The organism is Nonomuraea sp. NPDC005730, assembly GCF_040630865.1.
Lineage (GTDB): Bacteria > Actinomycetota > Actinomycetes > Streptosporangiales > Streptosporangiaceae > Nonomuraea.
The window spans coordinates 13,715-25,369 of the sequence record NZ_JBEXYK010000071.1 but is presented as its reverse complement, the minus strand read 5'-3'; the positions used below and the strand labels follow the sequence as shown (position 1 = coordinate 25,369).

General features: G+C 71.6%; 15 protein-coding genes. 4 read left to right on the top strand and 11 right to left on the bottom strand.

Features of this window, described 5'->3' with window-relative positions; translation table 11 throughout:
- Positions 1 to 42: 42 nt before the first annotated feature.
- The gene (locus ABZ444_RS44425; protein WP_358010243.1) at positions 43 to 921 is read right to left on the bottom strand and encodes an SDR family oxidoreductase; all 879 of its coding nucleotides are present in this window, start codon (positions 919 to 921) and stop codon (positions 43 to 45) included.
- 51 nt (positions 922 to 972) lie between these two features.
- Between ABZ444_RS44425 and ABZ444_RS44420 the strand changes: the two genes are divergently transcribed.
- Positions 973 to 1,560 carry a TetR/AcrR family transcriptional regulator gene (locus ABZ444_RS44420; protein WP_358010242.1) on the top strand — a complete coding sequence of 196 codons (588 nt, stop codon included), beginning with the start codon at positions 973 to 975 and terminating at the stop codon, positions 1,558 to 1,560.
- 491 nt (positions 1,561 to 2,051) lie between these two features.
- Here the strand turns inward: ABZ444_RS44420 and ABZ444_RS44415 are convergent, their stop codons facing one another.
- Complete coding sequence (locus tag ABZ444_RS44415; protein ID WP_358010271.1) at positions 2,052 to 2,255, bottom strand: helix-turn-helix transcriptional regulator; 204 nt, start codon at positions 2,253 to 2,255, stop codon at positions 2,052 to 2,054.
- Between the two features lie 84 nt (positions 2,256 to 2,339).
- On the opposite strand from ABZ444_RS44415, the gene ABZ444_RS44410 reads away from it, so the two are divergent.
- Entirely contained in the window at positions 2,340 to 2,618 is a 279-nt protein-coding gene (locus tag ABZ444_RS44410; protein WP_358010241.1) for a hypothetical protein, read from the top strand.
- On the opposite strand, the gene ABZ444_RS44405 is transcribed toward ABZ444_RS44410, so the two are convergent.
- Positions 2,609 to 2,788, bottom strand: a complete 180-nt coding sequence (locus ABZ444_RS44405; protein WP_358010240.1) for a hypothetical protein — start codon at positions 2,786 to 2,788, stop codon at positions 2,609 to 2,611. The genes ABZ444_RS44410 and ABZ444_RS44405 overlap by 10 nt on opposite strands.
- Positions 2,789 to 2,801: 13 nt before the next feature.
- Positions 2,802 to 2,927, bottom strand: coding sequence for a hypothetical protein (locus tag ABZ444_RS44400; RefSeq protein ID WP_358010239.1), 126 nt, complete (start codon positions 2,925 to 2,927; stop codon positions 2,802 to 2,804).
- Positions 2,928 to 3,111: 184 nt separating this feature from the next.
- Here ABZ444_RS44400 and ABZ444_RS44395 point away from each other — a divergent pair, with 184 nt between their 5' ends.
- Both ABZ444_RS44395 and ABZ444_RS44390 read left to right on the top strand, forming a co-directional pair.
- The gene (locus tag ABZ444_RS44395; protein WP_358010238.1) at positions 3,112 to 3,579 is read left to right on the top strand and encodes a DUF1772 domain-containing protein; all 468 of its coding nucleotides are present in this window, start codon (positions 3,112 to 3,114) and stop codon (positions 3,577 to 3,579) included.
- Between the two features lie 398 nt (positions 3,580 to 3,977).
- On the top strand, positions 3,978 to 4,889 hold the full coding sequence (locus ABZ444_RS44390) for an AraC family transcriptional regulator (protein WP_358010237.1): 912 nt from the start codon (positions 3,978 to 3,980) through the stop codon (positions 4,887 to 4,889).
- On the opposite strand, the gene ABZ444_RS44385 is transcribed toward ABZ444_RS44390, so the two are convergent.
- From ABZ444_RS44385 to ABZ444_RS44355, 7 genes are read right to left on the bottom strand one after another with little or no spacing between them, the layout of a single operon-like run.
- Positions 4,843 to 6,900, bottom strand: coding sequence for a xanthine dehydrogenase family protein molybdopterin-binding subunit (locus tag ABZ444_RS44385; RefSeq protein WP_358010236.1), 2,058 nt, complete (start codon positions 6,898 to 6,900; stop codon positions 4,843 to 4,845). The two genes, ABZ444_RS44390 and ABZ444_RS44385, sit on opposite strands and share 47 nt — an antisense overlap.
- Positions 6,897 to 7,856 (bottom strand): xanthine dehydrogenase family protein subunit M, encoded by a 960-nt coding sequence (locus ABZ444_RS44380; RefSeq protein WP_358010234.1) that lies wholly within the window; start codon positions 7,854 to 7,856, stop codon positions 6,897 to 6,899. The genes ABZ444_RS44385 and ABZ444_RS44380 overlap by 4 nt, the downstream gene beginning before the upstream one ends.
- Positions 7,853 to 8,377: a 2Fe-2S iron-sulfur cluster-binding protein gene (locus ABZ444_RS44375; RefSeq protein ID WP_358010233.1), complete on the bottom strand. Its 525-nt coding sequence runs from the start codon at positions 8,375 to 8,377 to the stop codon at positions 7,853 to 7,855. Before ABZ444_RS44375 ends, ABZ444_RS44380 begins: the two co-directional genes overlap by 4 nt.
- A 19-nt stretch (positions 8,378 to 8,396) precedes the next feature.
- A complete protein-coding gene (locus tag ABZ444_RS44370) occupies positions 8,397 to 9,614 on the bottom strand; it encodes a low temperature requirement protein A (RefSeq protein ID WP_358010232.1) in 1,218 nt (405 codons plus the stop codon).
- An 8-nt stretch (positions 9,615 to 9,622) separates the two neighbouring features.
- Positions 9,623 to 10,237, bottom strand: coding sequence for a methyltransferase domain-containing protein (locus ABZ444_RS44365; RefSeq protein ID WP_358010230.1), 615 nt, complete (start codon positions 10,235 to 10,237; stop codon positions 9,623 to 9,625).
- Positions 10,234 to 11,172, bottom strand: a complete 939-nt coding sequence (locus ABZ444_RS44360; RefSeq protein ID WP_358010229.1) for an alpha/beta hydrolase — start codon at positions 11,170 to 11,172, stop codon at positions 10,234 to 10,236. The genes ABZ444_RS44365 and ABZ444_RS44360 overlap by 4 nt, the downstream gene beginning before the upstream one ends.
- A 14-nt stretch (positions 11,173 to 11,186) precedes the next feature.
- Entirely contained in the window at positions 11,187 to 11,492 is a 306-nt protein-coding gene (locus ABZ444_RS44355) for an antibiotic biosynthesis monooxygenase (protein WP_358010227.1), read from the bottom strand.
- Between the last annotated feature and the right edge of the window lie 163 nt (positions 11,493 to 11,655).

Sequence of the window (11,655 nt, the reverse complement as noted above, 5' to 3'; positions counted from 1 at the left end):
GCGGGCAGACAGGTGCCCGCGCCTCAGCGCGTCCTGCTGGGGTCAGCCGACTGCCGGTGATGCCTTCCCGTAGTAAGGGCGCAAGCCGGTCGCGAAGATGCGGTCGAGCAGTCGGTCCGGCAGCACCCGCGAAAGGCGGGTGAGCAGGGCCGCGTCGCGGCCGATCGTGTAGCGCGTGCGAGGCTTGGGGGCGGTCACCGCCTTGGCGATCACCCGGGCGGCCTCTTCGGCGGATCTCCCGCGAGTGGTGAACGCGGCGGTCTGTGCGGTGACCGCCTGGAGCAGCGGTCCGTAGCGATCCCGCTGCTCCGGTGACAGGGTCTCGGCAAGCCGGCTCGTGGTGGCGATGCCTCGTTCGGCCATCGGGGTGCGGATCCCACCCGGCTCGACGACCACCACCTGCACACCCAGCGGGGCCAGTTCCCGGCGCAGGGCGTCGCTGACGGCCTCCAGGGCGAACTTCGTGCCCGCGTAGGGGCCGTAGGTGGCCATGGCGATCTTCCCGCCGACCGAGCTGACGTTGACGACGCGTCCGGAGTGGCGCAGCAGGACGGGGAGCAGGGCCTGGGTGACGGCGACGTGGCCGAACAGGTTGACCTCGAACAGCCGGCGCCATTCCTCCAGCGGCAGGGCCTCGACCGGGGCGTTGACGGAGATGGCGGCATTGTTCACCAATGCCCGCAACGTAGCTGTCTGGCCGTTGAGGCGAGCGGCCAGTTCGGCGATGTGGCCGGGCTGGGTGATGTCGAGGATGACCGGCTCGATGCCAGGGGCGCGTAGTGCGTCGGCGTCCTGCTCGCGGCGGACTCCGGCCAGGACGTGGAACCCCCGGCGGGCCAGCTCACGGGCACAGGCCGCGCCGATCCCGGTCGAGGCCCCGGTCACGACGACACAGTCCGGCCGTTCGGATGACATTGTCATCTGAATAACGTAGGCAGCTCAGGTGACAATGTCAACGGTAGGGTGACCGGCATGATCAGCCGCGTGGAATCCGCCGCCGCTACGCGCCGCGCCCTGCTGGACGCGGCGACCGGACTGCTGAACGCCGGCGGCCCTGACGCGGTGACGTTGCGTGAGGTCGGTGCCCGCGCAGGCGTCACCCGCGGGGCGCCGTACCGGCACTTTTCCGACAAGGACAGCCTGCTGACCACCATCGCGGCCGAAGCCCTGGACCGGCTCGCGGATCAGGTGCGGGCCGTGCGCGCCGATGCGGAGATGCCGCCGGATGGCAGGCTGCACCATGCTCTTTCCGCCCTGATGACGATCGGCCGCCGTCAGCCGTACCTGTACCGGCTGATGTTCGCCGCCCCGGCGGGTGACCCGGCCGCGGTCCAAGCGGCCGGTCAGGCGGCCGACCGTGCCATGGACGAGTTCCTCGCCGTCGTCAGCGACCTGGTTGGCAAGCGGGATGTGCGCAGGTTCGCGGCGCTGCTGCTGACCAGTGTGCACGGGATCACCGACATGGAGGCCAGCGGGCACCTGTCCGCCGACAAGTGGCACGTCACGGCCGATGAGCTCGTCTCGACCCTGATCTCCATGATCGCGCCTGGCGATCGCTGACTGGCGTCCGCCACCCAGCCGCTTGTTCTCGCGAACGGGAGAGCAAGACCGTTACGGAGCCGAGGAGCGTGAACGCGGCAGAGGTCAGGAAGGCACCCGAGGAGGGTAATGCAGGAATTGGTGCTAGTGATGATCACGGGCGCGATGGTCGAGCAGGGCACATGAATTCCGACCAGACACGTGAAACCGGCCATGAGCGACTGATCGTTTCGGCTGTTCAGCGGAGGGGCCTGTCGCGCAGCTCGATCGCGATCCGTAGGGAGCCTTCTGCAACGCGAGGCTCTTGCCGTTCGCTGAGCGCGTTGCAGCAGGGAGCTACGCGCGCTTTCGGGTCATTTCGTCAGATGCTCGCCGTGCCCCGTTGCGCACCGCGCGGTAGGAGTAGACGGACCTGGCGAGGTGGTCTCCGGCCAGGGCCAGGCTGGTCATGCGAAGGCGTCAGCGTCGACCCTCATGGCGGGGGCTCCAGGGTGAAGGCGGTGAGTTCTGTCTCACGTGGGATGGGGATCTGGGGGGTTGGCGAGGGCGTCGCGCAGGGCGGCGCGGGAGGTGATGCCGAGCTTGGGGAAGACCTGGTACAGGTGGGTGGAGACCGTTCGCGGGGACAGGAACAGGCGGGCGGCGATCTGTTTGTTGGTAAGGCCGGCTGCGGCGAGCTGGGCGATCTGGAGCTGTTGCGGGGTGAGGGCGGTCAGGCCGGTCGCGGCGGTGGAGACGGTGATGCCGGTGGCCCGTAGTTCGCGTTCCGCGCGGTCTGCCCACGGGGTGGCCTGCAGCCGTTGGAAGACGTGCGCGGCTTGTGCGAGGTGGTGGCGGGCGTCGGTGGTGCGTTTGGCGCGTCGCAGGTGGGAGCCGTAGGTGAGCTGGATGCGGGCCAGGTCGAAGGGCCAGCGGTCATTGCCGGGTTCCTTGATCGCTGCTTCGAGGGTGGTGGTGTCGGTGTCGACACCGCGATGGCCGACGTCGAACAGACCATCCTCGGCCCGCTCGACCAGGCCGAACGGGCGACACTGCGCACCTTGCTCCAGAAGATCACCGCGGAGCTGCCCTACCCCTGAGGCTTGTCCCAGGCGGAGACGAACCAGCGGACCTCGCCGGTCGCGGGGTCGTAGTCCCGCCGTTTGGTCGTGCCGATGTCGCCGCTGTACACCTGAATGCCGATGGTGGGCTCGCTGCCGACAGCCGCGACGGCGTGGACGTCGTCGTCGGTGGTGCAGCAGACGGTCACCTGCCCCCGGCGTTCACCGCGCGTCGCCCGCCGGCGTCAGCGGCCCGCTCGGGGCGGACTCGGCCGGCTTGAGGTAGCGGATCTCGTGTTCGACCCCGGCGTAGATGCCGACGACGCCCCACGTCTCGTGCGAGTGCACGGTGGTCCGCCGGCCCCACGTCCCAAACCACGGGCGCCATCGACCAGGTGTCGTCGGGAGCGATGTACAGCAGGTGCTGCGCTGGGAGCGGTGGTGAGCCCACCGGTCAGGGCCGCGCTCTCGGCTGCGGGTGTATCTGGGGTGGCTCCTGGTTGATCCTTTCTTGGTGAGTAAGGGAGGATCGGTGGCTTTCGTACTGGTCGCGTCCAGGATGGTCGCGCTGCTGTTGGTCGGCTTGTACGCGGGTGGCGTCGTCTTCGTGGTGCTCGCCCCGTCCGTGGCTCGCCTGCCGGGGGCCGCGTACGTGCGGTACTGGCAGGCGCTCAACGTCGACTATGGGCGGGCGATGCCGCCGTTGCTGCTGACCGGCATCGCGGCGCTGATCGTCATGACCGCCCTGTCATGGCGTCGTGGATGGTTCGTCCTCGGTGTCAGCGCGACCGCCCTGATCATGGTGGTCCTCACCGTGGTCCTCACCCTGAGGGCTCTGGAACCCCTCAACCGGGTGGTGGACGCCTGGGATCCCGACAGCCTGCCCGCCGACTGGGCCGAGAGCCGCCGGCGGTGGCTCAACCTGCACCTCGTCCGGACCGTGCTCGCGCTCGCGGCGTTCGCCTGCCTGATCGTCGTCCAGGCCTTCGACCGCGGCTGACCCGCCTGTCCGGATACTCCGCCATCGGGCAAGACCTGCCTGCTCAAGCCCCAACTGTCAACGAGTGTGACAGTGACCCTGGCTCGCCGTACTGCTCCTACTGGCACACCTACTGCGACAAGCAACGCGCCCCCGGCGCTGACTACAACGCTCCCCTGCGCCAGCCAGGCGTCCTGAAGTGCTGAACCCCATCCGAACTGCGACACGTTAGGGAGAGTTGAGGGACGCAAGAGCGTGTGACGACCGAGCCGGCGACAGCCCGTGGCGTCGTGTCCTCCTGATGCGCGTAGGGCGTTCTGAGTGGGCAGCTCCGGCCCACTCGCCGCTTCGGGCCCACAGGGCGGCGTGAAGCCCGGCTCGGTTGGCGCCGGGCGCCGGGCGGTGCTTGGATGGGGATCATGGCCCTCGACGAGCTGCGCGACCTCCTCATCCGCCACGCTCGACCCGATCTCGCAACACCGATCGAGGATGTCCTGATCTTCAAAGCCGAGCGCCCCCAGCCTCCGACACCGACGACCTACGGCAAGGTGCTGGCGCTCGTCGCCCAGGGCACGAAACGGTTCGCGCTGGGCGAACGCCTGTACGAGTACTGGGAGGGGCAGTATCTCGTCGCCTCGGTCGATCTGCCGGTGACTGCCCATTTCGCGAGGGCCAGCTCTGAACACCCTGGGCTCGGCGTCGGGCTGACCCTGCGTCCGGCGGCCATCGCGGAGGTGTTGCTGCAGGCGGCTCCAGGCGATCTGCCGGAGCTCGGCGACGAGGCCCCGCCCGGTCTGGCGGTCAGCACCGCCTCCGCCGAGCTCCTCGACGCCGTCGTTCGCCTGCTGCGCCTGCTCGACCGTCCGGGCGACATCGCCGTCCTCGCGCCGCTCGTCAAGCGGGAGATCCTCTGGCGGCTGATCACGGGCGAGCAGGGCGCGACCGTGCGCCAGTTCGGGCTTCCCGACAGCAGCCTCAGCCACGTGGCCCGCGCGGTGCAGTGGATCCGCGACCACTACGCGCAGCCCTTCTCCGTCGAGGACGTGGCCAGACTGGCGGGGATGAGCGTCTCGGCCTTCCACCGCAACTTCCACGCCGCCACCGCGATGAGCCCGATCCAGTTCCAGAAGCAGATCCGCCTCCAGCAGGCGCGCCTCCAGCTCGCCGCGGCCCCGGGTGACGTGACCGGAGTGAGCCGCCGCGTCGGCTATGCCAGTCCGTCGCAGTTCAGCCGCGAGTACCGCCGCCAGTTCGGCGCGCCACCGAGTCAGGACGCCAGGCGCCTCACTCCAGCACGCGATCGAGACGGATCGGCAGGGATCTATGCCTGACGCCGGTCGCGTGCCAGACGGCGTTCGCGATCGCGGCGGCCGTGCCGACGTTGCCGATCTCGCCGGCGCCCTTGACGCCCATGGGGATGCCGGGCTCGTGGTCGGGTACGAAATCGGCTTCGATGTCGGGCACGTCGGCGTGCGCGGCGATGTGGTAGCCGACGAAGTCGGCGTTGACGTGCCGGCCGGAGACCGGATCGCGCAGGCCCTCTTCGTGCAACGCCATGGAGAGCCCGCCGATCATCCCGCCGACGACCTGGCTGCGCGCCATGAGCGGGTTGACCACGCGGCCTACGGCGAACATGCCGAGCAACCGGCGTACCCGCACCTCGCCCGTCATCGGGTCGACGGTCACCTCGGCGAACACGGCGCTGAAGGAATGCCGTTCCCGTGCGGGTAGCCCGCCGAGCGACCCCGTGGTGTCGGCCGTGACCGTACCGCGGCCTCCCTGGGCGCGCAGCTTCTCCGCGGCCTCCGTGATCGCCCATCCCCATGACGTCGTCCCCCGGGAACCGCCCGCGCCCCACGCGGGACCGAGGCCGCTGTCGGAGATCTGGAGCCGGACCCGCTCGGTGCCGACCGCGAGTGCGTCGGCGGCGATGGCGGTCAGCGCGGTGCGGGCGCCGGTGCCGAGGTCGGTGGCGCCGATGGCCACGGTGAAGGTTCCGTCCGGCTCGGCGGTGATCGTGGCCGAGGAGGGGAAGGCTCCGGCGCTGAAGGAGGTGGCGGCCAGTCCGGTGCCGACCAGCACAGGACCCTCCCGCCGCGTCCGCGGCCGGTGATCGCGCGTGCCCCAGCCGAACCTGCGGGCGCCTTCACGCAGGCACGCGATGAGGTTGCGGCTGCTGAACGGCAGCCCGGACACGGGACCGGCCACCGGCTCGTTGCGCAGCCGCAGTTCGAGCGGATCCATGCCCAGTCGCTCGGCCAGCTCGTCCATGGCGGATTCGAGGGCGAACGAGCCGGGCGCGGCGCCCGGCCCCCGCATGGAGTACGGCGGCAGGATGTCGAGCGGGACCGCGCTGAGCCGGGTTCGGATCGCGCGCGCCGCGTAGAGCGTCTTGGTGAGCTCGGTGCAGCCCTCCAGGTACTCCACCAGCGGCGAGATCTCGAACGCCGCCTCGTGGTGGATCGCCCGCAGCCGGCCGTCCGCGTCGGCGCCGATCCGGATCAGCTGGTCGGTCGCGGGCCGCATCGCGGTCGCCAGGAACACCTGGGCACGGGTGAGCGTGACCCGCACCGGCCGGCCGAACAGCCGCGCGGCCATCGCGGCCAGGATCAGCTGCGGACCGCAGAGCCCCTTGGAGCCGAAGCCGCCGCCCACGTGCTCGGTGCGGACGCGTACCAGGTCCGGACTCAGCGAGAACAGCGTGGCCAGGGTGACGGCTACGGAGAACGGACCTTGGTTGGAGTCGATCGCCTCCAGCCGCTCTCCCTCCCACCACGCGGTCGCCGAGTGCGGCTCCATGGCGCTGCAGTGCTCCTCGGGGGTGCGGTACCGCTCCTCGACCACCACCTGCGACGCGGCGAGCTCCGCCGCCACGTCACCGACGTCCACCGGCTCGTCGAAGACCGCCACGGCCGGACGGCTCGCCGGGTGGTCGGCGGTGAAGGCCGTGTCGTGCGGCTCCTCGTCGTAGATCACCGGCAGCGCCTCGGCTGCCGCCTGGGCCTGTTCGAGTGTCTCGGCCACGACGAGCGCGACGGGCCGGCCGGCGAAGGGGATCACCTCGTCCTGCAACAGCTGCAGCTGGCCGTCAGGGCCGAAGAAGCCGCCCGCCTTCGGGGCGAGGCGAAGGGCGTTCCGATGGTCGATCACGCCCAGCACGCCGGGCATGTCCTGGACGGCGGCGCCGTCGATGGCGCGGATGCGGCCGCGGGACACGGTGGCCAGGACGACAGCGCCGAAGGCCAGGCCGGGCACCAGCACGTCGGCGGCGTAGCGGGCGGCGCCGGTGACCTTGGCCCGGCCCTCGACCCGCGGCCGCGCGACCCCTACGGCGTTCGTCATGGCAGGAGCTCCTTCAGCACGGTCTCGATGAGGTTGCCGGCCAGTCGCACCTTGTAGCCGTTGCCGGGCAGCGGTTCGGCGGCGGCCAGTTCGGCGTCGGCGGCGACCCGTAACGCCTCCGCCGTGAGGGGAGCGTCAGCCAGGAGAGCCTCGGCGGTCCGGGCGCGCCACGGCCGCGAGGCGACCCCGCCGAGGGCGATCCGCGCCGAACCTGTGTCCAGGTCCAGCGCCGCCGCGACGGAGACGGTGGCGAAGGCGTAGGACGCGCGTTCGCGGACCTTCCGGTAGCGCGAGCGCGGCGACACCGCGCGGCAGGGCAGGACGACCGCCGTGATCAGCGCTCCCGGCGGCAGTGCCGTCTCGCGGTGCGGCGTGTCCCCGACGGGCGGGTAGAACTCCTCCAGCGGGATCTCACCAGGGCCGTCGAGCGTCTCGTAGCGCACGACGGCGTCGAACGCCAGCATCGCGACCGCCATGTCGGAGGCGTGGGTGGCCACGCAGCTCGGCGTCCAGCCGAGGATGGCGTGGTTGTGGTGCTCCCCGGCGATCGCGGGACAGCCGGTGCCGGGGACGCGCTTGTTGCACACCTGCGCGGCGAAGTAGGCGCACCGGGTCCGCTGGAGCAGGTTGCCGCCCACCGTGGCCATGTTGCGGAGCTGGCCGGACGCGCCGGCCAGCACCGCCTGGCTCAGCGCCGGGTAGCGCCGCCGTACCTCGGGGTGGGCGGCGAGGTCGCTGTTGGTCGTCGTGGCGCCGACGATCAGCCCGCCGTCCGGCGCCTCGGCGACGCCGGCGAGCGGCAGCCGTCGTACGTCGACCAGCCTCGTGGGGGACTCCACCCCCGCCTTCATCAGATCGACGAGGTTGGTGCCGCCGCCCAGGTACCGGGCGTCGCCTTCGGCTGCGATCAGCGCGTCACGGACGTCCGCCGCGCGTTCGTAGGCGAACTCCTTCATTCCGCCGCCTCCAGTACGGCGCGGACGATGGACGGGTAGGCGCCGCAGCGACACAGGTTGCCGCTCATCCGCTCGCGCACCTCCGCCGCGTCCAGTACCGGCGCCGGGCCGTCCGGGGACACGTCGGCGGTGACCGCGCTGGGCCAGCCCGCCGTGTGCTCGGCCAGCATCGCGACCGCCGAGCAGAGCTGCCCGGACGTGCAGTATCCGCACTGGAAGCCGTCGAGCTCGATGAACGCCCGCTGAAGCGGCAGCAGCTCGCCGTCACCGGCCAGCCCCTCGGCGGTCGTGATCCCGGCGTCCTCGGCGGCCACCGCCAGCGTCAGGCAGGAGAGCACCCGCCGGCCGTCGAGGAGCACGGTGCACGCGCCGCACTGGCCGTGGTCGCAGCCCTTCTTGGGGCCGGTGTGGCTGATGTCCTCGCGCAACGCGTCCAGCAGTGTCCTGCGGTTGTCGACGGCCAACCGGTGCGGCACCCCGTTGACCTGGAGCGAAATATCGGTGCGGTGATGGTCTGTCATCGCCCTTCCTCTCTCGGGGCTACGTAATCAGTCCTGCGGCGGGCGGACGATCCCCGAAGCTCGCGCGTCCTTGCCCATTCCTGCTCGTACGGCGGGCGCTCTCGACGGCGATCAGAGCGGCCAGGACGGCCACCACACCGGCCAGGCCGGCGGGCGACGGGAGGACCACGGTGGCCGGGGCGGCGGCGAGTACCGCGCAGGCCGCGGCCAGTCGGCGGCGGCCGAGCGTGTGCTGCGTCCGGAGTCTGAACAGCAGATGTCCGACGAGGTGGAGCGCGACGCCGCCATGGAGCGCGAGCGCGGAGAACACGCCCAAGGGCTCGCCATCGCCGGCGTGCGCCACCACCCCCTCGATGCCCAGGGCGGTGAGCAGGACGCCGGCGATGATGGGGAAGTGCCCGTAGGTGTAGGCCTCGACGGCCAGGACGACCTGCTCCCGGCCACGTACGCGGCCGAGCCTGCGCGCCGCCGCGCCCGCCACCACGTCGAAGTACAGCCACCACAAGCACACCGCGACGGCGATGCCGAGAACGGCCGCGAGCAGCAGCGCCGCGCTTACGGGTCGTCCCGCGGCCCCGGCACCGACGGCGACGACGGACTCGCCGATGGCCAGGATCAGGAACAACCCGTGCCGCTCGGTCAGGTGCGCCGGGCTGCGCAGCCGCCAGTGGCCGTTCCTGGCCGTGAGGTAGATGCCGGCCCAGTCCACCACCAGGGCGACGGTGAACAGCAGCACCTGCGTCCGGTTGCCCAGCAGCGTCCCGGACACCAGGAGCGCCGCGCTCGCCGTCATGGGCAGCCAGGTGACGGCGATCTGACGGCGCAGCCCGGTGTCACCGGCCGCGGCCACGGCGAAGACCACGAGATGCACCCACCGGACCACCAGATAGGCGCCCACCAGCACGAAGGCGCCCGGCCCGTCGGCCCACGCCTCCGGGATGGTGAGGCCGACCACGAACATCGCCGCCATCGCGACGACCATCCCACCTCGCAGCAGACCGCCGTCCGCCCGGGAATGGTTGCCCAGCCAGGTGTAGCCGGACCAGGTGCCCCACAGCAGCGCCAGCATCAGCAGGCCGCGGAACACCCCGTCGGCGTCGCGCTCGCGTGCCATGGAGCCGGTGAGCTGCGTGATCGCGAAGACGTAGACGAGGTCGAAGAACAACTCGAAGGGCGTCGCCCGGTGGTCCTCGCCGGTCGGCCGTACGACCGGCAGGGCCTTCTGCCGCAGAGTCATGCTCGACCTCACTGACCGACGGCCAGGGCCGGGACACGGGGCCTGCGGCAGAAGTAGACGAACGCGGGCGGCACGTTCGCCCACACCGTCCGGCTGACCACGACCTCCTCGAACCGCCCGCCCAGGAACCGCCGTAACCGCCGGGCCGGCGGAGCCCACCGCGCGTGCGCGTACGCGAAGGTGGTGAACGCGCCGTGCGGGGCGAGGACGCCGGTGAGGGTGTCGAGCAGGTCGTGCTGCCGGCTCGCGGTGAACGCGGCCCAGGGGAGTCCGCTCACGATCACGTCCGCGCGGTGGTGGCCCCGCTCGGCCAGCACCTCGCGAAGATCCCGGGCGTCGGCGACGGCGACGTCGACCCGCGGGTAGCGGGTGGCCAGACGCTGCGCGAACCGCTCGTTGACCTCGACGGCCAGGTGATGGCCACGGCCGCCGAGCCGGCGTTGGATCGCCGCCGTGAACGCGCCCGTGCCCGGCCCCACCTCGACGACCAAGGGGTCGCCGTCGTACGTCACGGGAGCGGTGATCAGGTCGGCCAGCGGCTCGCCGCTCGGCGCGACCGCGCCGACCGTGAAGGGCGCGCGGGCGAATTCGTGCAGGAACGCGGCGCGGTCGTGGGCGCTCACCGGACGGCTCCGGACGATGCCCGCAGCACCCGGGCGAGCCAGTCGTTCCTGGTACGCCGGGCCGCGACCGAGATCCGAGCCTCTGGACACAGCGCGTCGAAGCCGTGGCAGCCGCCCGCCCAGATGTGCAGTTCCGCCTGGCCGCCCGCGGCCCAGATCCGGCCGGCGAACGCGACGTCCTCGTCGCGGAACACCTCGGCCGTCCCAGCGTCGACGTAGGTGGCCGGCAGGCCGGACAGGTCGTCGGCGATCGCGGGTGACATGTAGCCGGAGACCTCCCCGCGGCCGATGAGCGACCGCCAGCCGAACTCGTTCATCTCGCGGGTCCAGACGCCGGGCCCGCCGGAGTACTGGCGGCTGGAGGCGGTGACGTTGCGATGATCGAGCATGGGACAGATCAGCACCTGCGCGGCGATCGAGGGCCCGCCGCGGTCACGGGCCATCAGGGTGAGTCCGGCGGCCAGGCCACCGCCGGCGCTGACGCCCGCGACGATGACACGGCCCGGGTCGACGCCCAGCTCGGCGGCGTGCTCGGCGACCCAGAGCAGGCCCCGGTAGCAGTCCTCGACCGGGGTCGTGCCGGTGGCCTCCGGCGCCAGCCGGTACTCCACCGAGACGACGACGGCGCCGAACAGGTCGAGCCAGTCCATGGGGATGTCGATCTGCGAGAAGCGGTCTCCCATGACCATGCCGCCGCCGTGCACCCAGTAGACGCACGGGACCGGCGTGTCACCGGTCCGGACCGGAGTGAAGATCGACAACGGGACCGGGGTGGTGATCTCGCGGTGGTCGGCGGCGTGGCCGTGGACGATCGAGTCGACCGGCGTGGACGGCAGCTTGCGCAGCTCGGCGAGCGTCTGCGGGTCGAGCCCGGACATGAGCGGCAGGCCGGCGAGGAACGCGCGCAGCTCGGGGTCGAGGCCGGGACGGGCCATGGTGGTCTCCTCGTTCACAGGGTGGCCTTGCCGCCGACGGGGATCTCGTCGACGTACTGCGCCTCGCGGGCCAGCAGCGGCTGCAGGGCGGCGGCGAACGCCTGGGCCCGCTCGGTCGCGAAGAACCTGGCGTGGGCCTCCCGGCTGACCCAGCCCTCGGTGACGAAGACGGTGTCCGGGTCGCCGGCCGAGCGGCCGACCAGGAAGACGACGCAGTCCTCGTCCGGCAGGGACGGCGCGGCGAGCAGGGCCGCGACCAGGTCGTCGCCCCTGCCCGGTTGCGCGGTCATGGCGGCGTGGAAGCCGTGGCTGATGGTCATGGGATCACTCCTCGGTGGTGAAGCTCGTCGCGGCCCACTGTGGGCGCCGGCCCGGCCGTGCCACATCAGTCATCCGACTCCCGCCTTGAACGGCCACGGCGGCCGATGACCTAACCGCCGACGCGGTTACGTCATTTGACAGATGCGCGGCTCGGGCGCGTGC